This is a genomic window from Variovorax soli NBRC 106424 (assembly GCF_001591385.1).
Classification (GTDB): domain Bacteria; phylum Pseudomonadota; class Gammaproteobacteria; order Burkholderiales; family Burkholderiaceae_C; genus Variovorax; species Variovorax soli.
Map to the genome: position 1 here is coordinate 1 of NZ_BCUU01000009.1, position 21,814 is coordinate 21,814.

At 67.2% G+C, this 21,814-nt stretch carries 24 protein-coding genes and 1 tRNA gene; 15 read left to right on the forward strand and 10 right to left on the reverse strand.

All coding sequences use genetic code 11. The annotated features are described in order from the left end of the window. Nucleotide 1 precedes the first annotated feature (1 nt). A complete protein-coding gene (locus VSO01S_RS04590; RefSeq protein WP_068640623.1) occupies nucleotides 2–1,075 on the reverse strand; it encodes an AI-2E family transporter in 1,074 nt (357 codons plus the stop codon). Nucleotides 1,076–1,094: 19 nt separating this feature from the next. Next, nucleotides 1,095–2,135 (reverse strand): phosphoribosylformylglycinamidine cyclo-ligase, encoded by a 1,041-nt coding sequence (gene purM / locus VSO01S_RS04595; protein WP_068640624.1) that lies wholly within the window; start codon nucleotides 2,133–2,135, stop codon nucleotides 1,095–1,097. A gap of 152 nt (nucleotides 2,136–2,287) precedes the next feature. Between purM and hda the strand changes: the two genes are divergently transcribed. From hda to VSO01S_RS04620, 5 genes are all read left to right on the forward strand, one after another. Next, a complete protein-coding gene (gene hda, locus VSO01S_RS04600; protein ID WP_068640625.1) occupies nucleotides 2,288–2,974 on the forward strand; it encodes a DnaA regulatory inactivator Hda in 687 nt (228 codons plus the stop codon). Between the two features lie 30 nt (nucleotides 2,975–3,004). Beyond that, nucleotides 3,005–4,594 (forward strand): polynucleotide adenylyltransferase PcnB, encoded by a 1,590-nt coding sequence (pcnB, locus tag VSO01S_RS04605; protein ID WP_068640626.1) that lies wholly within the window; start codon nucleotides 3,005–3,007, stop codon nucleotides 4,592–4,594. Nucleotides 4,595–4,642: 48 nt separating this feature from the next. Then, a complete protein-coding gene (gene folK, locus VSO01S_RS04610; protein ID WP_068640627.1) occupies nucleotides 4,643–5,101 on the forward strand; it encodes a 2-amino-4-hydroxy-6-hydroxymethyldihydropteridine diphosphokinase in 459 nt (152 codons plus the stop codon). 128 nt (nucleotides 5,102–5,229) lie between these two features. Then, on the forward strand, nucleotides 5,230–5,874 hold the full coding sequence (locus VSO01S_RS04615) for a DUF47 domain-containing protein (RefSeq protein WP_068640628.1): 645 nt from the start codon (nucleotides 5,230–5,232) through the stop codon (nucleotides 5,872–5,874). A 16-nt stretch (nucleotides 5,875–5,890) separates the two neighbouring features. Then, nucleotides 5,891–6,901: an inorganic phosphate transporter gene (locus VSO01S_RS04620; protein WP_068640629.1), complete on the forward strand. Its 1,011-nt coding sequence runs from the start codon at nucleotides 5,891–5,893 to the stop codon at nucleotides 6,899–6,901. 61 nt (nucleotides 6,902–6,962) lie between these two features. Here the strand turns inward: VSO01S_RS04620 and VSO01S_RS04625 are convergent, their stop codons facing one another. Then, on the reverse strand, nucleotides 6,963–7,952 hold the full coding sequence (locus VSO01S_RS04625) for a zinc-dependent alcohol dehydrogenase family protein (RefSeq protein WP_068640700.1): 990 nt from the start codon (nucleotides 7,950–7,952) through the stop codon (nucleotides 6,963–6,965). A 123-nt stretch (nucleotides 7,953–8,075) separates the two neighbouring features. Between VSO01S_RS04625 and VSO01S_RS04630 the strand changes: the two genes are divergently transcribed. Beyond that, a complete protein-coding gene (locus tag VSO01S_RS04630; RefSeq protein ID WP_245684109.1) occupies nucleotides 8,076–8,957 on the forward strand; it encodes a LysR family transcriptional regulator in 882 nt (293 codons plus the stop codon). Nucleotides 8,958–8,994: 37 nt separating this feature from the next. Here the strand turns inward: VSO01S_RS04630 and VSO01S_RS04635 are convergent, their stop codons facing one another. Both VSO01S_RS04635 and VSO01S_RS04640 read right to left on the reverse strand, forming a co-directional pair. Further along, the gene (locus VSO01S_RS04635; RefSeq protein ID WP_068640630.1) at nucleotides 8,995–9,447 is read right to left on the reverse strand and encodes an NINE protein; all 453 of its coding nucleotides are present in this window, start codon (nucleotides 9,445–9,447) and stop codon (nucleotides 8,995–8,997) included. Next, entirely contained in the window at nucleotides 9,444–9,971 is a 528-nt protein-coding gene (locus VSO01S_RS04640; protein WP_068640631.1) for a GNAT family N-acetyltransferase, read from the reverse strand. The genes VSO01S_RS04635 and VSO01S_RS04640 overlap by 4 nt, the downstream gene beginning before the upstream one ends. A gap of 148 nt (nucleotides 9,972–10,119) precedes the next feature. On the opposite strand from VSO01S_RS04640, the gene rpsP reads away from it, so the two are divergent. The 7 genes from rpsP (at nucleotide 10,120) to hisC (ending at nucleotide 15,195) form a co-directional block, all read left to right on the forward strand. Beyond that, nucleotides 10,120–10,383 (forward strand): 30S ribosomal protein S16, encoded by a 264-nt coding sequence (gene rpsP, locus VSO01S_RS04645; RefSeq protein WP_068640632.1) that lies wholly within the window; start codon nucleotides 10,120–10,122, stop codon nucleotides 10,381–10,383. A gap of 18 nt (nucleotides 10,384–10,401) precedes the next feature. After that, on the forward strand, nucleotides 10,402–10,971 hold the full coding sequence (rimM, locus tag VSO01S_RS04650; RefSeq protein ID WP_068640633.1) for a ribosome maturation factor RimM: 570 nt from the start codon (nucleotides 10,402–10,404) through the stop codon (nucleotides 10,969–10,971). 26 nt (nucleotides 10,972–10,997) lie between these two features. Further along, nucleotides 10,998–11,747 carry a tRNA (guanosine(37)-N1)-methyltransferase TrmD gene (gene trmD / locus VSO01S_RS04655; protein WP_068640634.1) on the forward strand — a complete coding sequence of 250 codons (750 nt, stop codon included), beginning with the start codon at nucleotides 10,998–11,000 and terminating at the stop codon, nucleotides 11,745–11,747. A gap of 92 nt (nucleotides 11,748–11,839) precedes the next feature. After that, complete coding sequence (gene rplS / locus VSO01S_RS04660) at nucleotides 11,840–12,223, forward strand: 50S ribosomal protein L19 (protein ID WP_068640702.1); 384 nt, start codon at nucleotides 11,840–11,842, stop codon at nucleotides 12,221–12,223. Between the two features lie 102 nt (nucleotides 12,224–12,325). Next, nucleotides 12,326–13,063 (forward strand): CoA pyrophosphatase, encoded by a 738-nt coding sequence (locus VSO01S_RS04665; RefSeq protein WP_084241685.1) that lies wholly within the window; start codon nucleotides 12,326–12,328, stop codon nucleotides 13,061–13,063. Between the two features lie 42 nt (nucleotides 13,064–13,105). Beyond that, a complete protein-coding gene (locus VSO01S_RS04670; RefSeq protein WP_068640635.1) occupies nucleotides 13,106–14,107 on the forward strand; it encodes a CobD/CbiB family protein in 1,002 nt (333 codons plus the stop codon). Nucleotides 14,108–14,112: 5 nt separating this feature from the next. Continuing rightward, on the forward strand, nucleotides 14,113–15,195 hold the full coding sequence (gene hisC, locus VSO01S_RS04675; RefSeq protein WP_068640704.1) for a histidinol-phosphate transaminase: 1,083 nt from the start codon (nucleotides 14,113–14,115) through the stop codon (nucleotides 15,193–15,195). Nucleotides 15,196–15,200: 5 nt separating this feature from the next. On the opposite strand, the gene VSO01S_RS04680 is transcribed toward hisC, so the two are convergent. From VSO01S_RS04680 to VSO01S_RS04695, 4 genes are read right to left on the reverse strand one after another with little or no spacing between them, the layout of a single operon-like run. Next, nucleotides 15,201–16,328, reverse strand: a complete 1,128-nt coding sequence (locus VSO01S_RS04680; RefSeq protein WP_068640636.1) for a glycosyltransferase family 4 protein — start codon at nucleotides 16,326–16,328, stop codon at nucleotides 15,201–15,203. Beyond that, nucleotides 16,325–17,266 (reverse strand): ribosome small subunit-dependent GTPase A, encoded by a 942-nt coding sequence (gene rsgA, locus VSO01S_RS04685; protein ID WP_068640637.1) that lies wholly within the window; start codon nucleotides 17,264–17,266, stop codon nucleotides 16,325–16,327. The genes VSO01S_RS04680 and rsgA overlap by 4 nt, the downstream gene beginning before the upstream one ends. A gap of 44 nt (nucleotides 17,267–17,310) precedes the next feature. Further along, the gene (locus VSO01S_RS04690) at nucleotides 17,311–17,649 is read right to left on the reverse strand and encodes a 4a-hydroxytetrahydrobiopterin dehydratase (protein WP_068640638.1); all 339 of its coding nucleotides are present in this window, start codon (nucleotides 17,647–17,649) and stop codon (nucleotides 17,311–17,313) included. 27 nt (nucleotides 17,650–17,676) lie between these two features. Further along, complete coding sequence (locus tag VSO01S_RS04695) at nucleotides 17,677–18,936, reverse strand: M48 family metallopeptidase (RefSeq protein ID WP_068640706.1); 1,260 nt, start codon at nucleotides 18,934–18,936, stop codon at nucleotides 17,677–17,679. A gap of 37 nt (nucleotides 18,937–18,973) precedes the next feature. Between VSO01S_RS04695 and orn the strand changes: the two genes are divergently transcribed. Together orn and VSO01S_RS04705 are read left to right on the forward strand one after the other, a co-directional pair. Next, nucleotides 18,974–19,606 carry an oligoribonuclease gene (orn, locus tag VSO01S_RS04700; RefSeq protein ID WP_245684110.1) on the forward strand — a complete coding sequence of 211 codons (633 nt, stop codon included), beginning with the start codon at nucleotides 18,974–18,976 and terminating at the stop codon, nucleotides 19,604–19,606. A gap of 246 nt (nucleotides 19,607–19,852) precedes the next feature. Continuing rightward, nucleotides 19,853–21,631 (forward strand): DEAD/DEAH box helicase, encoded by a 1,779-nt coding sequence (locus VSO01S_RS04705; RefSeq protein ID WP_068640639.1) that lies wholly within the window; start codon nucleotides 19,853–19,855, stop codon nucleotides 21,629–21,631. A gap of 103 nt (nucleotides 21,632–21,734) precedes the next feature. On the opposite strand, the gene VSO01S_RS04710 is transcribed toward VSO01S_RS04705, so the two are convergent. Further along, nucleotides 21,735–21,811: transfer RNA gene (locus VSO01S_RS04710), tRNA-Pro, on the reverse strand. Nucleotides 21,812–21,814 lie beyond the last annotated feature (3 nt).

A 21,814-nucleotide genomic window follows, 5' to 3' on the forward strand; every position in this document is an offset into this window, starting at 1 on the left:
GCTAGACCAGGTCGGCCGCCTGCAGTTCCTTCTTGAGGTAGGCGTAGAACAGGGGTGCCGCCACCAGCCCGCCCGGGCCGAACACCGCTTCGGCGGCGAACATCACCGCCAGCAGTTCCCACACGGCCATGTGCGTGCGCTGGCCCACCACCTTGGCATTGATGAGGTACTCGGCCTTGTGGATGAGGATGAGAAAAGCCAGGCAGGCCAGACCCGTGACGGGCGAGACCGACAGGCCGACCACCGTGATCACGCCGTTGCAGATCAGGTTGCCCACGATGGGGACCAGGCCCGCCAGGAAGGTGAGGGTGATGAGGGCCGGCGTGTAGGGCAGGTGCAGGTCCCACAGCGGCAGCACGAAGAGCAGGAAGGCGGCCGTGAGGATGGTGTTGAAGGTCGCGATCCAGAACTGCGCCGCCACGATCTGGCCGAAGGCCTCGCCGAAGAGCGACACGCGCTCGCGCAGTGCCAGTGTGAGCGGGCCCGATGCCTCGGCACGCCGGCTGACCGCCGCCAGCGAGCCGACGATGATGCCGACGTAGGCGAACAGGAGCGCATTGAGCCAGGCGCGCCCGGCCATGGCCAGCGAGCCGGCCTGGGCGCTGAGGTACTTGGCGACGATGCGCTGCAGATCGGCCACGCCGTCGGGCAGGTACACCGCCATCTCGGGCGAGAGCTTGGAGCGCAGTTCCAGCACCGTGCGCGCGACATAGTCCAGCAGCTCGCGGTATTGCGCCGGTGCGTTGAGCATCACCTCGCGCGACTGCGACAGGGTGCCGGTCAGGATGGCGATGGGCGAGAGGATCAGCAGCGCCACCGCCACGATGTCCGCCAGCAGGCCAACCTGCCGCGGCGCCAGGCGCACCAGGCCGATGCGCTCGAAGCCGGCCAGCAGCCAGCGCGAGATCCAGCGCGCCGAAAGAAAGCCCACGCACACGGCCAGCAGGCCGATGAGCAGGTGCGCAGTGAGCGACAGCAGCAGCACTGCCGCCATCAGCACATAGCTGGCGATCAGCACCGGGCGCGAGAAGCCGCGCTCTGCGCGCAGGGGCGGGAACGCGGGCAGACGGTCCATCGGCGGCAAGGCCGAAGGCTCAGGCGACCACGACCGCCGCGCCTTCGCCGCGCGGCGCGATGACGCCGATTTCATGAACCGTCTCCCCGGCGGCGCGCAGCGTCTCGGCGCAGGCCTTGGCGCTGGCGGCATCGGTCACCACCACCATGCCGATGCCGTTGTTGAAGGTGCGGTTCATCTCGATATCGTCGATGCCGGCCACCTTCTGCAGCCAGGCGAACAGCTCGGTTTGCGGCCAGCTGCCCTTGCGCAGGTGCGCGGCGGTGCCTTCGGGCAGCACGCGCGGGATGTTCTCGAGCAGGCCGCCGCCGGTGATGTGGGCCAGCGCTTTGATGGGGTGTTGCGCGAGCGCAGCCAGCACGGGCTTCACGTACAGGCGGGTGGGGGCCATCACAGCTTCGCGGAAGGGCTTGCCGTCGAGCGTGGCGGGCAGGTCGGCACCGGCGCGCTCGATCACCTTGCGCACCAGGCTGAAGCCGTTGGAGTGCACGCCGGAAGACGTCAGGCCCAGCACCACGTCGCCGGGCTTCACGTCCGTGCCGGTGAGGATCTTCGACTTCTCGACGGCGCCAACGGCAAAGCCGGCCAGGTCGTACTCGCCGGCCGGGTACATGCCGGGCATTTCGGCCGTCTCGCCGCCGATGAGGGCGCAGCCGCTGAGCTCGCAGCCGCGGGCAATGCCGCCCACCACGGCCGCGGCGGTGTCCACGTCGAGCTTGCCGCAGGCGAAGTAGTCCAGGAAGAACAGCGGCTCGGCGCCTTGCACCAGCACGTCGTTCACACTCATGGCCACCAGGTCGATGCCCACGGTGTCGTGCATGTTCCATTCGAAGGCCAGCTTGAGCTTGGTGCCCACGCCGTCGGTGCCGGAAACCAGCACCGGCTCCTTGTAGCGCTTGGGCACCTCGAACAGGGCGCCGAAGCCGCCGATGCCGCCCAGCACGCCTTCGCGCAGGGTCTTCTTGGCCAGGGGCTTGATGCGGTCGACCAGCGCGTCGCCCGCGTCGATGTCGACTCCGGCGTCTTTGTAGCTGAGCGGGGCGTTGGTGGCGGAAGTCATGGCGTGCGTCAAAGGAAATGAATGGGAGGAATCGGCTGCGCAATGCGTGCTTGAGGGCCTTGCGTGATGGCGTCCGGGGCCGGGCCGATAGAATTCGTCACGATTTTAAGGGCCTGGAGCAGCACTTCCGGCCTATTCCCCGACCCTTTCGCATGAAGCAGCTCGCGCTCGACATCGGCTTGACGACGGGTCCGACGCTAGAAGGCTACTTCGCGGGACCCAACGAGGCAGCCCTGCGCCATCTCCAGCTCTGGCTGGGGAGCGCGGGGCAGGCCAACCTGCACTCGCCCGTGCCCACCTACCTGTGGGGCGAGAGCGGGAGCGGCAAGTCGCACCTGCTGCAAAGCGTTGGTGCGGCGCTTTCCGCGCAAGGTTCTCGCGTGGGATGGCTGCATGCCGACATGCACGAGCCGCCTGAGTTCGACGAGAACTGGGTGGCGGTGCTGATGGACGACGTGGAGCGCTACAACGCGGTGCAGCAGCACGCGGCGTTCAACTGGTTCGTGAACGCGCAGAGCCTGCAGCGCGGCGTGGTGGCGGCCGGCCTGCTGCCGCCGGCCGACCTGCCGCTGCGCGAAGACCTGCGCACCCGCCTCGGCTGGGGCCATGTGTTTGCCCTGCAGGTGCTGACCGAGGCCGAGCGCCGTGCGGTGCTGCGCCAGGCGGCCGACGCGCGCGGGCTGATGCTGTCGGACGACGTGCTGAACTTCATGCTGCATCGCTTCAGCCGCGACCTGGGAAGCCTGATGGAGCTGCTGGTGCAGCTCGACGGCTTTGCATTGCAGACGCAGCGCGCCATCACCATCCCGCTGATCCGGGCCATGCTCGAGAATGAATGAGGGGCGCACGCCCTTCGACAAAGAAATCCAATGATCAAGAAATTCATCGACAAGCTGCTGGGCAAATCCGGCGGCGGCAACGGCGCCAAGATGCGCTTCGGCAAGCGCCAGGAGCACACGGCCGACGTGCACGGCATCGACCCGTCGCTGGTGGACGACCGCGCCAAGAACGTGGTGACCACCCTGCAGGAAGCCGGCTACGAGGCCTATGTGGTGGGCGGCGCCGTGCGCGACCTGCTGCTGGGCCTGCGGCCCAAGGATTTCGACGTGGCCACCAACGCCACGCCCGAGCAGGTCAAGGCGTTGTTCCGCCGCGCCTTCATCATCGGCCGGCGCTTTCGCATCGTGCACGTGGTGTACGGCCGGGGGCGCGAGCATGAAGTGATCGAGGTCTCGACCTTCCGCGCCTACATGGACAACTCGGCCGCCGAGCAGGTCTCGGGCAACGAGCGCACCAGCAAGGGCGAGCTGGCCGCCATGAAGCATGCGGTGGATGCCAGCGGCCGCGTGCTGCGCGACAACGTCTGGGGCCCGCATGACGAAGACGCCACCCGCCGCGACTTCACCGTCAATGCCATGTACTACGACCCGGCGCGCCAGATCGTGGTCGACTACCACAACGGCCTGAAGGACGCCAAGAAGCTGGTGCTGCGCATGATCGGCGACCCGGCCACGCGCTATCGCGAAGACCCGGTGCGCATCATTCGCGCCATCCGCTTCTCGGCCAAGCTGGCGGCGCTGGGCTTCAAGCTCGAGCCCAAGACTGCCTCTCCGCTGGTCGAGATGAGCAAATTGCTGGCCGACGTGCCGCAAAGCCGCCTGTTCGACGAGATGCTCAAGCTGCTGCAGACCGGCCACGCGCTCGCCACCGTGGCGCAGCTCAAGGCGCTGGGGCTCGAGCGCGGCATCTACCCCCTGCTGGATGTGGTGGTGGAGCGCGCCGACCTGCCGTTCGTCAAAGCCGCCCTTCAGGACACCGACCGCCGCGTGGGTGAAGGCAAGCCGGTGGCGCCCAGCTTCCTGCTGGCCTGCGTGCTCTGGAAGGACGTGCGCGACGGCTGGGCCCAGCGCATGGAGGGCCGCCACGGCCAGCGCGGCCAGGCGCCGTTCCCGGCGCTGCAGGACGCGATCGACGACGTCTTCAATGCCCGCATCGGCGACGTGTCGGGCCGCGGCAAGCTGGCGGCCGACATGCGCGAGATCTGGATGATGCAGCCGCGCTTCGACAAGCGCAGCGGCTCGACGCCCTACAGCCTGGTGGAGCAGGCACGCTTTCGCGCGGCCTTCGACTTCATGCGCCTGCGTGCCGACGTGGGCGAGGTGAGCGAAGCGATTGCCGAATGGTGGCAGGAGTTCAGCACCGCCGACGAGGTGCGCCGGCAGGACCTGCTGGACCAGGTGCGCGAAGAGCAGCACAAGGGGCGCCGCGTGCACACGCGTGCGCCCAGGCGCGAGGCAACTGCGGCTGATGCCGACACGGCGCCCGCCTCTGAAACGGCTTCCGGCGAAGAGGCCGGCGAGAGCGCCGGGGCCGCACCGCGCAAGCGCCGTCGCCGCCGCAAGCCGCGCACCGGCGCTGCGGGCGGTGCCGATGGTGGCGCATCCACGAGCCAGCCCTGAGGCGGCCCGGCGGCGCCTTGCTGCGTGAAGACTGAGCGAGAAACAGCCGTGGCCGAGATCGCCTACGTTGCCATCGGCGCCAACCTCGGCGATCCGCGCCAAGCTGTCGAACATGCCATCGACGCCTTGGGCCGCCTGCCGCAAAGCCGGCTGGTGGCGCGTTCGTCGCTCTACCGGACTGCGCCGGTGGATGCCGGCGGGCCCGATTTCATCAACGCCGTGGTGGCGCTCGAAACCGAACTGGCGCCGCTGGACCTGCTGGCGCGCCTGCAGGCCATCGAGGCGGCTGCAGGACGTGAGCGCCCGTATCGCAACGCGCCGCGCACACTGGACCTGGATCTTCTGATCCATGGTGAGCGGGCGCTCGAAACGCCGACCCTGACGCTGCCGCATCCGCGGATGGGCCAGCGGGCCTTCGTTCTGGTGCCCCTGGCCGAAATCGCGCCGAACCGTGTGACGGCCGCACAACTTGCCGCCGTGGCGGGGCAGGCTATCCAGCGCCTCTGAAGGTTTTCAGGGGGGCGTGGTCCGGGCGCGACGGACCGCCTGTCCGGGTTTTCCCGAGCCAATTACACTTCCGGGTTTCGTGCCCTGTCATCAAATCGACACAAAACGCCTCAACGGGATTCCACGCCATGTTCGGTAAGTTGCTGCCCCGCGAGGGCAATTTTTTTGAGATGTTCAACCAGCATGCCGAGCGCATCGTCGAGGCGGGCCGCGCTTTCGAACAACTGGTGGCGAACTACAACGACCTGCACCTTCGCGAGCAGTACAACCGTGACGTCGACAATGCCGAGCGCGCGGCCGACCGCGTCACGCACGACGTCAATCGCCTGCTGCACAAGACCTTCATCACCCCGATCGACCGCGAGCAGATCCACAAGCTGATCAACACCATGGACGACGTGGCCGACCTGATCCAGGACTCGGCCGAGACCATGGCGCTGTACGACGTGCGGCACATGACGGAGGAGATCAGCCGCTTGACGGCGCTGTCCGTCAAGTGCTGCGAGCGCGTCAAGGACGCGGTCAAGCACCTGGGCAAGATCAGCGACCCGGCCACCGCCGAGGCCACCCTGAAGGCCTGCGAGGAGATCGACCGGCTGGAATCCGACGCCGACCGCGTCATGCGCAGCGCCATGAGCAAGCTCTTTCGCGAAGAGCCGGACGTGCGCGAGGTCATCAAGCTCAAGGCCATCTACGAACTGCTCGAAACCATCACGGACAAGTGCGAAGACGTCGCCAACGTGATCGAGGGCATCGTCCTCGAGAACTCCTGATCGGCAGCGCCTCGCCATGACAACGATCCAGGCCAGCCTTTGGTTGGTGATCCTGCTCGTGGGCCTTGCACTGGCCTTCGATTTCATGAACGGCTTTCACGATGCCGCCAACTCGATTGCCACGGTGGTGTCCACCGGCGTGCTCAAGCCGACGCATGCGGTGGCCTTTGCGGCCTTCTTCAACCTGATCGCCATCGGCGTGTTCCACCTGAGCGTGGCCGCCACGGTGGGCAAGGGCATCGTCGAGCCGGGGGTGGTCGACGTGCACGTGGTGTTCGGGGCCTTGCTCGGCGCCATCACGTGGAACCTGGTCACCTGGTACTACGGCATTCCGAGCAGTTCCTCGCATGCGCTCATCGGCGGCATCGTCGGGGCGGTCATGGCCAAGGCCGGCTCGAGCGTGCTGCTGGCTGGCGGCATCCTGAAGACGGTGGCCTTCATCTTCGTCTCGCCCGTGCTGGGCTTCTTCCTGGGCGCGCTGATGATGGTGGCGGTGGCGTGGGTGTTCCGCTTGTCCACGCCGTCGCGCGTGGACCGGTGGTTCCGCCGCCTGCAGCTGGTGTCGGCCGGCGCCTATAGCCTGGGCCACGGGGGCAACGACGCGCAGAAGACCATCGGCATCATCTGGATGCTGCTCATCGCCACCGGCCATTCGGCCGCCACCGACGCTGCGCCGCCCACCTGGACCATCGTGAGCTGCTACACGGCCATTGCGCTGGGCACCATGTTCGGCGGCTGGCGCATCGTGAAGACCATGGGCCAGAAAATTACCAAGCTCAAGCCCGTGGGCGGCTTCTGCGCCGAGACGGGCGGGGCGCTCACGCTGTTCCTGGCCACCTTCCTGGGCATTCCGGTGTCCACCACGCACACCATCACCGGCGCCATCGTCGGCGTGGGCGCCGCGCAGCGCATGAGCGCGGTGCGCTGGGGCGTAGCGGGCAACATCGTGTGGGCGTGGATCTTCACGATCCCGGCCTCGGCCTTCGTGGCGGCGATTGCGTACTGGATCAGCCTGCAGCTGTTCTGAGCACGCCCCACTCCCGAGCTTGGCCGGCTTGGCCGTTGGCGTGCGCCTCGAGGGCCCGGCGTCAAACCGACACGACGATCTTGCCGAACTGCTGGTTCGACTCGAGAAAGCGATGCGCCTCGATGATTTCATCGAACGCAAAGGTCCGCGCGATCACCGGGCGCAGTGCGCCCGATTCCAGCCCCGCAAGAATGAAAGCCTTGGCGGCTTCGAGCCGCGCCGGATCGCGCAAGACCTCGTGCACGAGATAGCCGCGCAGCGTCAGCGTCTTGCTCAGCACGGCAAACAGCGGAAACGGCGTCGGCTCCGTGCTCAGGCCGCCATATTCGATGAGGATGCCGCCCGGAGACATCGCGGCGGTCAGCGGCTCGAAGATCGAACCGCCGATGGCGTCCAGGACCACCCTTGCGCCACGGTCCCCGGTGATGGCCTTGAGCCGCGCCTGCAGATCTTCTTCCTGCGAAGCGATCACGTGCGCAGCGCCCGCTTCGACCAGGGCCTTCCTCTTGGCGGACGTGCGCGTCACGGCAACAGGGGTCGCGCCCAGCATGTTCACGATCTGGATGGCGGCAAGGCCGACGCTGCTCGACGCCGCCGTGATCACGACGAAGTCCTGCGTGGTCACGCCGGCAATGTCGACGAGCGCGCCATAGGCCGTCAGATACTGCATCCAGGCGGATGCGGCCGCCTCCCAGCCGAGCGACGGCGGGTGCTTCACGACCAGGTGCGCGGGAAAGTTCACCAGCTCGCCATAGGCAGGCCAGCGAACCATCGACATCGGGGGAATGATGCTGACGGCCTCGCCTGGCGCCAACCCATGGACACCTTCGCCAACGGCATCGACGACACCGGCAGCCTCCAGGCCGAGCCCGGAGGGCAGCGGTGGTGTCTCGATGTAGTGGCCGGCGCGCAGCAGGGCTTCGGCGCGATTGAGTCCCAGCGCCTTGACCCGGATGCGCACCTCTTCGGCCGCAGGCTGCGGAACCTGAGCCTCCTCGATGCGCAATACCTCGGGACCACCATGCTCGAGGAAGCGGATGACGCGTGCCATTTCGTTCTCCATTCATTAAAAATTGAATGGAATCAACTGTAGGTATCTTCTCTTTCTTGATAAATCGAGGTATTTTGAAGACCGTCGAAACTATTGGTTTTTAATGTGGACCGTCTTACGAGCATGGCCGTGTTCGTCAAAGCCGTCGATCTGGGGTCGTTTGCGGCCGCCGCGGACGCGCTCGAACTGTCGGGCCCCATGGTCGGCAAGCACGTCCGGTTTCTTGAAGATCGGCTCGGTGTTCGACTTCTCACCCGGACGACGCGCCGTCAGAGCCTGACCGATTTCGGGCGCGCCTACTACGACCGCTGCCGGATCGTGCTGGCAGAAGCCGAAGCTGCGGATGGGCTCGCGGCCGACCAACTGGCCGAGCCGCGCGGCAGGCTGCGCGTGACGATGCCCGTGCATTTCGGGCGGCGCTGCGTGATGCCGGTCCTGGTCGCCTTTGCGCAAAGGCACCCGGCGCTCGAGCTTGATCTGTCCTTCAACGATCGTTTCGTCGATCTGGCCGAGAACGATCACGACCTTGCGATCCGGACCGGCGATATCAGCGACAGGGCCGGCTTGATCGCGCGCCGCATCGCCCGCCAGCGCATGCTCGTCTGCGCTGCGCCGTCGTATATCGAGACGCACGGCCAACCGGGCGGCATCGATGATCTGCGCAATCACCAGGCGATCGTCTATTGGCGCTCGGGTCGCGTCGGACCCTGGCTCTTCCCGCGCGAAGATCGGCCTCCCGCGGAAATCTTGCCGCCCCATCGCCTGCGGCTCGACGATCTCGACGCAATCGCGGATGCCGCCATGCTCGGCATGGGGTTGGCCTGGCTTCCGTCCTGGCTCGTGCGCGAACGCATTCAGGCGCGCACGCTCGTGAAGGTGCTGCCCGGCGAGGCCGACTTTCCCTACGATGCACACGCGCTGTGGCTGCCGACGCCACACCTGCCGCTGAAGGTGCGCCTCGCGGTCGATGCACTCGCACAGGCGCTGCCCGCAATGATGGCGTAAGCGGCGGCGCCATCGCACGGGGGGCGCCCGGGTCGGCCTACTGCGACATCTTGCGGCCTTCTTCCACCTGGTGCTCGAAGTAGCGCTGGAAGCTGAAGGCGATGCTGGACATCAGCACGATGGCGCCGAAAAACAGCGCCAGCACCACCGCGCCGATGGTGAGCCAACCGGTGCGGCCCGCAGGGGCTTGCGCCTGCGATTGCGGGTTGAACCGCGCATTCCATTTCTCGGTGGTGGTCAGGCCATAGACGATGGCCGTGAGCGCGCAGGCCGCGATGGTGAAGCCCAGGAAGGGAATCAGCACCCAGCTCCAGCCGTCGTCCAGGCCGAACTGTCGCGCGCGCTCGATGCCGTACAGGCCGAGCGCGGTCGGGATCGGCAGGAGCCAGCCGAGCGTGTCGCCCATGCCGTGCAGGTAGAAGCGGTGCAGGCCCAGCGGGCCGCCCAGGAAGGCCAGCCAGGCGGCCAGGGTCTTGTTCTTGTTTTTCATTCGGGGCGGGTGGTGCTGCCGGCGCCGATGACCTTTTCCATCAGCACGATGTCCCGCCACTCCCCGAACTTCCAGCCGCAGTCCTTGATGACGCCTACCTGGCTGAAGCCCTGCTTGCGGTGCACGCCCACCGAACCGGCGTTGGCCGAATCGCCGATGACGGCGATCAGCTTGCGAACGCCCGAGACTTGCGCGGCCTGCTCCAGCGCCGCCAGCAGCTGGGCGCCCAGGCCCTGTCCCCGGGCCTCGTTGGCGATGTAGATCGAATCCTCGGCCGAGAAACGGTAGGCCGGCCGAGGCTTGAACCAGTTGCAATAGGCATAGCCCACCACCTTGCCAGCCTGCTCGGCCACCAGGTAGGGCAGGTTCTTCGCCAGCACGTCGGCGCGGCGTGCGGCCATCTCGGTGGGCGAGGGCGGTTCGGTCTCGAAGGTGCCGGTGCCGTGCAGGACGTGATGGGCGTAGATGGTGGAAATGGCGGCGACATCCTCGTCGCGGCTGGCACGGATGGTGACGGGTGGCATGAAAAAAGAGCGCTCAGGCTATAATCGAGGGCTTTTCAGCGTGTCGCTGGCCGGGTGGCCATGTCGCGTGTCTCAACGCTGAAGGAAATTGGTCGGCGGTTCGAGTGCTCGGAAAGCACATTCGCCGGCTCCACCCGAAGGATAAATCATGGTCGTGATTCGACTCTCGCGCGGCGGCTCCAAGGGCCGTCCTTTCTTCAACATCGTCGTCGCCGACAAGCGCGTGCGCCGTGACGGCCGCTTCATCGAGCGTCTGGGCTTCTACAACCCCACCGCCAAGGGCGGCGAGGAAAGCATCCGCATCGCCCAGGACCGCCTGACCTACTGGAAGAGCGTCGGCGCCCAGGCTTCGCCCACCGTCACCCGCCTGATCAAGCAAGCCGCCGCGGCTGCTCCCAAGGCCGCCGCCTAAGCGCTGCTGCCGACGGTGATGCTGCCCGGACTCGAAGCCGCCGAATTGCCGGCGGACGCCATCGAAGTCGGGCGCATTGCCGATGCGTGGGGGATCAAGGGCTGGTTCAAGGTCCTTCCCCACAGCGCCCAGCCCGAGGCGCTTTTCTCTTCCAAGCGCTGGTTCCTGAAGCCGCCTGGCACCGCTGCCGGCGCAACCAGTGCGTTCCGCCTTCCGATCCGCGAAGCCAAGGAACACTCCGACTGCATCGTCGCCACCTCGCCCGAGGTGCCTGACCGCAATGCCGCCGAGGCCCTGCGCGGCGCACGCGTGTTCGTGCCCCGGTCGAGCTTTCCGTCGGCGGGCGAAGACGAGTACTACTGGGTCGACCTCATCGGCCTGGCCGTGGTCAACCGCGAAGGCGTTGCCCTGGGTACGGTGCGTGAACTGCTCGCCACGGGCCCGCAGACCACGCTGGTGCTCGAGCAGCCGGCCGAAGGCGAGGGCGCCAAGCCTGTGGAGCGCATGATTCCCTTCGTGAGTGCCTTCGTCGACAAGGTCGACCTGGCCGGCCGCACCATCCTGGTCGACTGGCAGGCCGACTACTGAGGCCGCTTCCAGCGCCATGTAGCGTCATGCGCTTCGACGTCCTCACCCTCTTTCCCGAACTCTTCACGCCCTTTCTCGAAAGCGGCGTCACCCGGCGCGCCTACGAATCCAAGCAGGTCGAAGTCGTGCTGTGGAACCCCCGCGACTACGCCGCCGGCAACTACCGGCGGGTGGACGACCGGCCCTTCGGCGGCGGGCCCGGCATGGTGATGATGGCCGAGCCCCTCTCGGCCTGCCTGGATGCGGCGCAGGCCGCCCGGAGTAACGACGGTGCGCCTGTGGTCCTTTTCTCGCCCCTGGGCGAGCGCCTGCGCCACGAGGTCGTGGTGCAATGGTCGGCGAGTGCCGGCGCCGTGCTGGTGTGCGGCCGCTACGAGGGCATCGACCAGCGCTTCATCGACGCCCGCGTCACCCACCAGTTGAGCCTGGGCGACTTCGTGCTGTCGGGTGGCGAGATTGCGGCCATGGCGCTGCTCGATGCCGTGGCGAGGCTGCAACCGGGCGTGCTGGGCGACGAGGCCAGCCATGTGCAGGACAGCTTCAACCCGGCGCTGGACGGCCTGCTCGACTGCCCGCACTACACGCGGCCCGAGCAGTGGCGGGGTGAGGCAGTGCCGGCGCCGCTGATGTCGGGCAACCACGCACTCATCGAGCGCTGGCGGCGCGACCAGCGGCTGGCCATCTCGCAGGCCAGGCGGCCCGAACTGGTGGAGGTGGCGCGTGCCGCCGGGCGCCTGTCCAGGCAGGACGAGGCCGCGCTCAAAAAAAAGCTATAATTGCGGGTTCCCCGATCCTCTGGCCGGCCGCGGTACCTTTTTTAGGAAGCCGCCTTTAGTGCAGCGCGGACATGATCGACAAGCAGGAAAACATGAACCTCATTCAAACCCTCGAGCAGGAAGAAATTGCGCGCCTTGGCCGCAAGATCCCTGAATTCGCCCCCGGTGACACGGTCATCGTCAGCGTCAACGTCGTCGAAGGCAACCGCAAGCGCGTGCAGGCCTACGAAGGCGTGGTGATCGCCAAACGCAATCGCGGCCTCAACAGCGGCTTCACGGTGCGCAAGATCTCCAGCGGCGAAGGCGTGGAGCGTACCTTCCAGACCTACAGCCCGCTGATCGCCGGCATCGAAGTCAAGCGCCGCGGCGATGTGCGCCGTGCCAAGCTGTACTACCTGCGCGAGCGCAGCGGCCGTTCGGCTCGCATCAAGGAAAAGCTGCCGGGCAAGGCCAACACCGGCGCAGCTGCGGAGTAATCTGCTGCTCGTATGGGCATGGCCCTTGCGCAAAAGCCGCCGACGAGGCGGCTTTTTGCTTTTCTGCCCTAATCAATTCCCTCCAAAACAAAGAACCATCACTTGAGCGCCCCAGTTCCTCCGTCTGCCGACACTGCCCAGCCTTCCGAGCCGATCAACGCGGTTTCGCTGCGGACCTTCGACCCGCATCGCGTGCCCGTGGTGGCGGTGGACAGTGCGCTGCCCGCGGTCGAGTTGCAGCGGTTGACGGCGCAGGCCCTGCGCGAGCGCTTCGCCCATCCGCCGCCTTGGACGCCCGAGGTGCGGCGCGAACCCAAGCTGGACGGGCGCCTGCCGGCCAAGGCTGCGGTGCTGATCCCGATCGTGCTGCGCCCCGAAGCGCCCACCGTCCTGCTGACGGAGCGCTCGGCCAAGCTCAGCACGCACTCGGGCCAGGTGGCCTTCCCGGGCGGGCGCGTCGACCCGACCGACCCCAATATCGCTGCGGCGGCGATGCGCGAAGCGTGGGAAGAGGTGGGGCTCTCGGCCGACTACATCGAGGTGCTCGGCAGCCTGCCGACCTACACCACCATCACCTCGTTCGAGGTCACGCCGGTGGTGGCGCTGGTGCGGCCGGGCTTCGAGCTCACGCTCAATCCCTACGAGGTGGCGGACGCCTTCGAAGTGCCGCTGCACTTCCTGATGAACCCCGCGAACCACCGTCGGCATGCGATGGTGGGCGAGGGCCTCAACGCGCGCCAATGGTTCTCGATGCCCTACCAGGACGGCCCGCACGAGCGCTTCGTCTGGGGGGCCACGGCGGGCATGTTGCGCAACTTCTATCGCTTCCTCAGCGCCTGAGGCGGCCGCTAGCCGGGCGGGGCCTGTCGCTATCATCGGGACATGAGTTTTTTCGCCATCCTGTGCGCCTTGCTCATCGAACAGGTGCGACCGCTGGGCTATCACAACCCGGTGTACGCAGGCGTGCTCGACTGGACGCGCTGGATCAGCCGCAACTTCGACGCCGGCAAGCCGCAGCACGGCTGGGTGGCCTGGAGCCTGGCGGTTCTTGTTCCTACGTTTGCGGCGCTGGGCATCCACTGGCTGCTGATCCTGACCCTGGGCTTGCCCTTTGCGGTGCTCTGGAACATTGCGCTGCTTTACGTCACGCTGGGATTCCGGCAGTTCAGCCACCACTTCACCGGCATCCGCGATGCGCTGGAAGAGGGCGATGAGCCGTTGGCGCGCTCGCTGCTGGCCCACTGGCAGCACATCGACGCGGCCAACCTCCCGCGCAGCGAGATCGTGCGCCATGTCATCGAGCATTCGGTCATTGCCGCGCACCGGCACGTGTTCGGCGTGCTGGCCTGGTTTTCCATCCTGGCGGCGATCGGCCTGGGGCCGGCCGGGGCGGTCTTCTATCGCATGAGCGAGTTCGTGGCGCGCTACTGGTCCAGCCAGGGGGCCAGCGCGCTGCAGCCGGCCAGCAGCCATGTGCAGGACGCGTCCCGGCGCGCATGGGGCTTGATCGACTGGCTGCCGGCCCGGATCACCGCGCTCGGATTTGCCGTCGTGGGCAGCTTCGAAGAGGCCATCGACTGCTGGCGCAACGACGCGGATCGCTTCCCCAACGAGAACGACGGCGTCATCCTGGCCGCCACCTCGGGGGCGCTGAACGTGCGCCTGGGCGGCGGCGTGCTGCGCAGCGAGGCGGTGGCCGATCCGCTGCAGCAGGCGCAGGCAGGGGATTCCGTTTTCAGCACGCTGCCGCCCGACAGCGGCAGCACGCCGGGCCGCGAGCCCGAGCCGGGGCACCTGCGCAGCGTGGTGGGACTGGTGTGGCGGTCGGTGGTGATGTGGCTGGTGCTGCTGGCGCTGCTCACCCTGGCCCGGCTGCTGGGTTGACGGCCGTGTCGCCCCAGGACTTCTGGAGCCCGCGCATCCGCGCGCTCGAACCCTACGTGCCCGGCGAGCAGCCGCGCATTGCCGGGCTGGTGAAGCTCAACACCAACGAGAACCCGTATGCGCCTTCGCCGGCTGCGCTCGACGCCATCCAGAACGCCGCAGGCGACGCGCTGGCGCTGTACCCGGACCCGGAGTCGCTGCTGCTGCGCGAAGCCATTGCACGCCGGCACGGCCTGCAGGCGTCGGAGGTCTTTGTCGGCAACGGCTCGGACGAGGTGCTCGCCCATGCCTTCTTCGCCTTCTTCCAGCAGGCGCAGCCCTTGCTGGTGCCCGACGTCACCTACACCTTCTACCGGGTCTATGCGCAGCTGTACGGCATCGATGCGGACCTGCAGCCGGTGGACGAGCGCCTTCGCATCGACATCCCCGCGCTGTGCGCCCGCGCAAGGTCGGGCTGCGGCGGCGTGGTGCTGGCCAATCCGAATGCGCCCACCGGCATCGGCTTGCCCCTGGCCGACATCGAGGCCCTGCTGCAGGCCTGCCCCCAGCGTGTGGTGCTGGTCGACGAGGCTTACGTCGATTTCGGTGGACAGAGCGCCTTGCCCCTGATCGACCGCTATTCCAATCTTCTGGTGGCCCAGACGCTGTCCAAGTCGCGCTCGCTGGCGGGCCTGCGGGTCGGCTTCGCATGCGGGCAGGCGCATCTCGTCGAAGCGCTCACGCGGGTGAAGAACAGCTTCAACTCCTATCCGCTCGACCGCCTGGCACAGGCCGGCGCGATGGCAGCCATGGAAGACGAGGCATGGTTCTCCAGGACACGGGATGCCGTCATCGACACGCGGGAAGGTCTGGTGCTCGCGCTCGAAGATCTTGGCTTCGACGTACTGCCCTCGCAGGCCAACTTCGTGTTCGCGCGCCATCCGGTGCATGACGCGGGCCAGCTGGCGGCCGGGCTGCGCCAGCGCAAGGTGCTGGTGCGGCATTTCAGGCAGCCGCGCATCGACCAGTACCTGCGCATCAGCATCGGGACGCGCGAACAGTGCACGCTGCTCGTCGCGGCGCTGCGCGAAGTACTTTCCGACGCCTGATCAGATCAGGCCGCCCTTGCGGTGGCGCGCAGCAGCTCGATGTACTGATCGATGAAGCGCTCGGGCGCAAAGCGCTCGGCGCGCAGCAGGGCGCGCTGGCCCAGCATGTGCCGCAGTTGCGGCTCGGCCAGGATGCGAAGCATGCAACGCGCCAGCGCATCCGCATCGCCGTTGGGGAAGAGCAGGCCGGCGTCGCCGGCGCATTCGGCCAGTCCGCCCCGCTCGGACACGATGAGGCCGCGTCCCGCCGCCATCAGCTCGATGGCGACGCCGCCCATCGGCTCTTCCCAGGCGGAGGGCACGATGCCGACCGCACCTTGGCCCACCCAGTCGACCAGGCCTTGTCCGCTCTGCCGGCCGGCGAAATGCACGCTGTCTTCGATACCCAGCGTGCGCGCCAGCGCCTGCACCTGCGCCATGCGGTCGCCGTCGCCAATCAGCAGCAGTCTCGGTTTCGCATCGGCCTGTCGCACCACGCGGGCGAAGGCCTGGATGAGTGTGTCGACGCCCTTTTCCGACACCATGCGTCCGAGGTAGGCGAAGTCGTAAGACGCATCGCCGACCGGTGCGGCCCCGCGGAAGCGGTCGATGGGGAAGGGGTTGTAGATCTGCACCTGCCGTGCCAGCGGCTGTGCCTTGTCCATCCATTGCGTGATGGCTACATGCCGGTCCACGAAATGCCGTGCGACCAGCCGACGCAGCAGCAGCTTGAGCCCGCCGATGGCAGCGCGTGCCGGACCGCTGCGGCGTGCATGGAAAGCCACCGAGGCCCAGGGCGTTCTCGGCGCAGGTTCGCCGTCGACCCACCCCAAGCCGTCGATGCACGAGACCTGGTAGCCCACGTGGACCCAGATGAAAGGCTTGCGCGAGAACAGCAAGCCCGGCTGCAGCGCCAGGCTGGCACCGTTGAACAGCACCACGTCTGCCCAGTCGATGAGCTGGCGCGCCGTGCGCGCATCGGGCGCGCGAATGACGTGGTAGCCGAATTCGGTGCGATCGTCGCCCGCGGGCGTGCTGGTCAGCAGCTTGAAGTCGATGCCGCGCTGGGCCAACCCTTCGGCCAGGGTTCGCGAAACCGTCTCGACGCCACCCGTGGAAGGATGAAAGACGTGCGAGTAGAGCAGCACCTTCATGGGTAGCGGGGCTGGCTCAATTCGTCGAACAGTTCGCCGTAGATCCGGTAGCGCGATGCATCGATGGCGCCGGCCTTCACATGCTCGATCACGCTGCATCCGGGCTCGTGCAGGTGCGTGCAGTTGTAGAACTTGCAGTCGTTGGCGTATTCGCCGATGTCGGGCATCAGGCGGGCCAGCTGCGTCGGCTCGATGTGATGCAGCCCGAATTCCTGGAAGCCCGGCGAGTCGATCAGCGCGGTGCCCGCTGCGCGGTCCACCCAGTACCAGGTGGTGCTGGTGGTGGTGTGCCGCCCCGAGTTCAGTGCCTGCGAGATCTCGCCCGTCTGCGCCGCGGCGCCGGGCACCAGCAGGTTGATCAAGGTGCTCTTGCCGGCGCCCGAAGGCCCCAGCACGAGCGTCGTCTTGCCTGCCAGGCGCTTTTCCAGCGTTTCGCGGTCGACGTCGCCCGATGCGGTGAGCGACAGGGGCAGCACGCCATGGTGCATGTGCCGGTAGGGCGCGAGCCGCGCCCATGCGCGCTCGAACGGTGCCACCAGGTCGCTCTTGTTCAGCGCGATGATCGGCGTGATGCCTTCGGCCTGCGCGGCAATCAGCGCGCGCGCCAGCTGGTGCTCGGAGAACTCGGGCTCCGCCGCGATGAGGATCAGCACATGGTCGAGATTGGCCGCGAAGGACTTGGTGCGGATCTCGTCCTGCCGATAGAAGAGGTTGCGCCTGGGCTCCACCCGCTCGACCGTGCCTTCATCCTGGCTGGCCTGCCACAGCACCCGGTCGCCCACGACGGCCTGGCTCTTCTTGCCGCGCGGGTGGCAGATCAGGCGTTCGCCTTCGGCCGTCTCGACCAGGCAATGGCGGCCGTGGCTGGCCACCACGAGGCCCGCCCGCAAGTCCGCCTTGCCGGCGGCTGCTGCGCCCGCCTTAGGCGGCCTGGCCATGCGAATTGGCTTTCTTCTTGTGCAGTCGCATGGGCCGGTACGTTTCAGCCTGCCAGGAGCGCGTCGACGCGCGTGGCGCAGTCGATGTCGGTGGACGAGATCCCGCCCACGTCATGCGTATTGAAGCGCACCACGCAGCGGTTGTAGTGCACCGAGAGATCCGGGTGGTGGTCCTGAACATGCGCCACCATCGCCACCGCGTTCACAAAGGCGATGGTCTCGAAGTAGTTGGCAAAGCTGAAGGTCTTCTCGATGGCGACGCTGGCACCATCGCCCGACAGCTTCCAGCCGTCGAGGCGGGCGAGGGCGGTGACGGCTTCGGTGGCGCTCATGGCCCGGCGGGGCTGGCCTTGCCAGACCTTGGGTTGGAACATGCTGCTCATGGCGTGCCTCTTTCTTGACGTGCGTACTCAGGCCGCGGCCATGCGAGCGAGGCGCTCGGAGGCGGGCGGGTGGGAGTAGTAGAACTTGACGAACACCGGGTCGGGCGTGAGCGTCGACGCGTTGTCCTGGTAGAGCTTGAGCAGGGCGTTGGACAGGTCGGTGCTGCTCGTCTGTGCGACCGCATAGGCGTCTGCCTCGAACTCGTGCTTGCGCGAGAGCATGGCTGCCAGGGGCGACAGGAAAACAGCAAAGACCGGCACGGCCAGCATGAACAGCAGCAGGGCCAGCGCATCGTTGGGCGCAGCCATGTTCGGCTGCACGCCCAGGCCGGTATAGAACCAGGCCTGCGAAGACATCCAGCCGAGCAGCGCGAAGCCGGCCAGGCTCATCGCGAACATGGCCACCATCCGCTTCAACACGTGACGATGCTTGAAGTGGCCCAGCTCGTGCGCCAGCACCGCCTCCACCTCGCCGGCATTGAGCTGGCGAAGCAGCGTGTCGTAGAACACCACGCGCTTGCTCGCACCGAAGCCGGTGAAGTACGCATTGGCATGCGCGCTGCGGCGGCTGCCGTCCATCACGAACAAGCCCTTGGCGGCAAAGCCGCAGCGCTTCATCAGCGCGGTGACGCGGTTCTTGAGCGTGGCGTCGTCCAGCGGCTGGAACTTGTTGAACAGCGGCGCGATGAAGGTCGGGTAGACGAGCATCAGCGTCAGGTTGAAGCCCACCCACACCAGCCATGCCCACAGCCACCAGCGCGCGCCGGCTGCACCCATGAGCCACAGGATGAGCGCCGCCAGCGGCAGGCCGATGAGGGCGCCGACCAGCGCGCCCTTGAGCGCGTCGGCCACCCACAGGCGCCAGGTCATCTTGTTGAAGCCGAAGCGCTCTTCCAGGCGGAAGGTCTGCCAGAGCGAGAAGGGCAGCTCGAGCAGGCCGCCGATCAGGCTGAAGCAGGCCAGCAGGGCCAGCTGCTGCCACATGCCGCCGCCCAGCAGGTCGCCCAGGCCGCGGTTGAGCAGGTCCAGGCCGCCCAGCAGCGTCCAGCCCAGCAGTACGGCCGATCCCCAGGCCATCTCCAGGATGCCGAAGCGGCTCTTGGCCACGGTGTAGTCGGCCGCCTTCTGGTGCGCCGCCAGCGTGATGGTGCCGGCAAAGGCGGCGGGCACCGCGTCGCGGTGCTGCGCCACGTGGCGGATCTGGCGCGAGGCCAGCCAGAACTTCAGCAGCAGGCCGGCTGCCAGGGCGGCGGCAAAGGCGTAGGTCAGGATCAGCGAGGCGGACATGCGGGGCGCAGTGTAGGCCATCGACGACAATCGCCCGATGCACGAACCGATTGACCCGAACCCTTCCGCACCCATTCAGGCGCCCGCTGGCGAGCCAGCCGCACAAGCCCCCGCCAGCCTGAAGAAGAGCGACCAGAACCTGGTCTGGCTGGACTGCGAAATGAGCGGGCTCGATCCCGAAAAGGAGCGCCTGCTGGAAATTGCCGTGGTCGTCACCGGGCCGAACCTCACGCCCCGCATCGACGGCCCCGTTCTGGTCATCCATCAGAGCGACGAGGTCCTGGACGGCATGGATGCCTGGAACAAGGGCACGCACGGGCGCAGCGGCCTGATCGACAAGGTCAAGGCGTCCGCCGTCGACGAAGCGGCGGCCGAAAAGCAGCTGCTCGAGTTCATCTCCCGTTACGTGCCCAAGAACGGCTCGCCCATGTGCGGCAACACCATCGGCCAGGACCGGCGTTTCCTGGTCAAGTACATGCCCAAGCTGGAAGCCTTCTTCCACTACCGCAACCTGGACGTGAGCACGCTCAAGGAACTGGCCAAGCGCTGGAAGCCCGCCGCCTACAGCGCCTTCAAGAAGCAGCAGGCGCACACGGCCCTGGCCGACGTGCACGAGTCCATCGACGAGCTCGAGCACTACCGGGAAACCTTCCTGAAAATCAATGATTAGGTAAAAACCCGAAGCCATGTGATAATCGCAGGCTTCGCGAAATGTCCGGTGCGCATGAAGATGCGCAACCAAGGCCGGCAGCGAGTTCCCGCATCTCCCTATCTTGCACAGCGTGCCCCTTTGAATGGGCCGCAGCCCGGTGCCTTCTGACCGAGCTGAATGTCGTTGGATGGTTGATGTTTTTTGACCATCCACGGCAAGCAAGGCCCCACGGCTCTTGTTTTGCGTGCAAGAAAGTTTGCTTTCATGACCGACGCTTTTGAAGCGCAGGGCGATCTCGCGCCCGCGCAATCCGTTTCCGTATCCGCCGAATTCAATGCCGGCGTTGAATCGCCCGAGCTGGAGGCGCTCGACGCCGCCGCGGCACCCCAGGAACCCAACGGCTTTGCCCGCCTGGGCCTGTCGCCGCAACTGCTGGCCGCCGTCGAGAGCCTGGGCTTCAGCCAGCCCACCGCGGTGCAGGACAAGGCCATTCCCCTGGCCATGGGCACCGATGCCAAGGGTTTTGTCGACCTCATGGTCTCCAGCCAGACCGGCAGCGGCAAGACGGCGGCCTTCCTGCTGCCCGTGCTCCACACCCTGATCCAGCAGCAGGCCGAAGCCGAAGAGGCTGCCCGCGCCGAATTCCAGCGCCTGGCCGCCGAGGCCGCCGCCCGCGGCGAGCCCGCCCCCAAGCGCCCCAAGCGCAAGGACCCGACCAACTCGCGCAACTTCAAGCCTGCCGTGCCCGGCGCCCTGGTGCTGTGCCCCACGCGTGAACTGGCGCAGCAGGTGGCGCATGACGCCATCGGCCTGGTGCAGCACTGCCGCGGCCTGCGCATCGCCAGCGTGGTGGGCGGCATGCCCTACCAGCTGCAGATCGCGCGCCTGCAGAACGCCAACCTCGTGGTGGCCACGCCCGGGCGCCTGCTGGACCTGCAGCGTTCGATGCAGATCAAGCTGGACCAGGTGCAGTTCCTGGTGGTCGACGAAGCCGACCGCATGCTCGACCTCGGCTTTGCCGACGATCTGGCCGAGATCAACCAGCTGACCATCGAGCGCAAGCAGACCATGATGTTCAGCGCCACTTTTGCGCCGCGCATTCAGCAACTGGCCGCGCGCGTGATGCGCCAGCCGCAGCGCGTGCAGATCGACACGCCGCAGGAAAAGCACGCCAACATCAAGCAGGTGATGTTCTGGGCCGACAACGCCCAGCACAAGCGCAAGCTGCTCGACCACTGGCTGCGCGACACCAGCATCAACCAGGCGATCGTCTTCGCCAGCACGCAAGTCGAATGCGACGGGCTGGCCAACGATTTGCAGCAAGAGGGCTTCTCCGCCGTGGCGCTGCACGGCGCACTGAGCCAGGGCCTGCGCAACCGCCGACTGATGGCGCTGCGCAACGGCCAGGTGCAGATCCTGGTGGCCACCGATGTGGCGGCGCGCGGCATCGACGTGCCCACCATCACCCACGTCTTCAACTTCGGCCTGCCGATGAAGGCGGAGGACTACACCCACCGCATCGGCCGAACGGGCCGCGCCGGCCGCCAGGGCCTGGCCGTGACCTTTGCCGAGTTCCGCGATCGCCGCAAGATCTTCGACATCGAGGCCTACTCGCGCCAGCAGTTCACGGCAGAAACCATTCCAGGTCTGGAGCCGCAGCAGCGCTTCCCGCAGTCGCGCCCGCATGGCGACTTCGGCGGCCGTGGTCGCGACAACCGCGACCACCATTCGCGTGACCGCAAGTTCGGCGGCGGCGGCCAGCGTTCTTCGGGCGGCGGCTTTGGCGAGCAGCGCCATGGCTTCGGTGGCGGCAACGGCTTCGGCGGTGGCCGCGGCCATGGCGGCCCGCGCGACGAAGGCGGCGGCTACGGCCGCAAGTCTGGCTGGGGTGACAACGCCCACCGCGGCGATGGCCAGCGCCGTGGCGACGGCTTCGGCTTCCAGCAGCGCGACGGTGGACATCGCGGCAACGGCGGTGGTGCGCGCAGCTTCGCGCCGCGCGACGGCCAGCCGGCCAAGCGCGCCTTCAAGCCCGGCCGCTGATCGCGCCTCGCCCGGCCCGCAAGGGCCGATGGCGAACAAGCCAGGCAAAACAAAAAGCCCGACTCCGCAAGGAGCCGGGCTTTTGTTTTTCAAAACAGGAATCTGGTCGGGGTGAGAGGATTCGAACCTCCGGCCTCTACGTCCCGAACGTAGCGCTCTACCAGGCTAAGCTACACCCCGAAG

Coding starts and splice junctions, on each gene's coding strand:
- VSO01S_RS04590 (WP_068640623.1), bottom strand. CDS start 1,075: ATGGACCGTCTGCCCGCGTTCCCGCCCCTGCGCGCAGAGCGCGGCTTC.
- purM (WP_068640624.1), bottom strand. CDS start 2,135: ATGACTTCCGCCACCAACGCCCCGCTCAGCTACAAAGACGCCGGAGTC.
- hda (WP_068640625.1), top strand. CDS start 2,288: ATGAAGCAGCTCGCGCTCGACATCGGCTTGACGACGGGTCCGACGCTA.
- pcnB (WP_068640626.1), top strand. CDS start 3,005: ATGATCAAGAAATTCATCGACAAGCTGCTGGGCAAATCCGGCGGCGGC.
- VSO01S_RS04615 (WP_068640628.1), top strand. CDS start 5,230: ATGTTCGGTAAGTTGCTGCCCCGCGAGGGCAATTTTTTTGAGATGTTC.
- VSO01S_RS04620 (WP_068640629.1), top strand. CDS start 5,891: ATGACAACGATCCAGGCCAGCCTTTGGTTGGTGATCCTGCTCGTGGGC.
- VSO01S_RS04625 (WP_068640700.1), bottom strand. CDS start 7,952: ATGGCACGCGTCATCCGCTTCCTCGAGCATGGTGGTCCCGAGGTATTG.
- VSO01S_RS04630 (WP_245684109.1), top strand. CDS start 8,076: ATGGCCGTGTTCGTCAAAGCCGTCGATCTGGGGTCGTTTGCGGCCGCC.
- VSO01S_RS04635 (WP_068640630.1), bottom strand. CDS start 9,447: ATGAAAAACAAGAACAAGACCCTGGCCGCCTGGCTGGCCTTCCTGGGC.
- VSO01S_RS04640 (WP_068640631.1), bottom strand. CDS start 9,971: ATGCCACCCGTCACCATCCGTGCCAGCCGCGACGAGGATGTCGCCGCC.
- rpsP (WP_068640632.1), top strand. CDS start 10,120: ATGGTCGTGATTCGACTCTCGCGCGGCGGCTCCAAGGGCCGTCCTTTC.
- rimM (WP_068640633.1), top strand. CDS start 10,402: ATGCTGCCCGGACTCGAAGCCGCCGAATTGCCGGCGGACGCCATCGAA.
- trmD (WP_068640634.1), top strand. CDS start 10,998: ATGCGCTTCGACGTCCTCACCCTCTTTCCCGAACTCTTCACGCCCTTT.
- rplS (WP_068640702.1), top strand. CDS start 11,840: ATGAACCTCATTCAAACCCTCGAGCAGGAAGAAATTGCGCGCCTTGGC.
- VSO01S_RS04670 (WP_068640635.1), top strand. CDS start 13,106: ATGAGTTTTTTCGCCATCCTGTGCGCCTTGCTCATCGAACAGGTGCGA.
- VSO01S_RS04680 (WP_068640636.1), bottom strand. CDS start 16,328: ATGAAGGTGCTGCTCTACTCGCACGTCTTTCATCCTTCCACGGGTGGC.
- rsgA (WP_068640637.1), bottom strand. CDS start 17,266: ATGGCCAGGCCGCCTAAGGCGGGCGCAGCAGCCGCCGGCAAGGCGGAC.
- VSO01S_RS04690 (WP_068640638.1), bottom strand. CDS start 17,649: ATGAGCAGCATGTTCCAACCCAAGGTCTGGCAAGGCCAGCCCCGCCGG.
- VSO01S_RS04695 (WP_068640706.1), bottom strand. CDS start 18,936: ATGTCCGCCTCGCTGATCCTGACCTACGCCTTTGCCGCCGCCCTGGCA.
- orn (WP_245684110.1), top strand. CDS start 18,974: ATGCACGAACCGATTGACCCGAACCCTTCCGCACCCATTCAGGCGCCC.
- VSO01S_RS04705 (WP_068640639.1), top strand. CDS start 19,853: ATGACCGACGCTTTTGAAGCGCAGGGCGATCTCGCGCCCGCGCAATCC.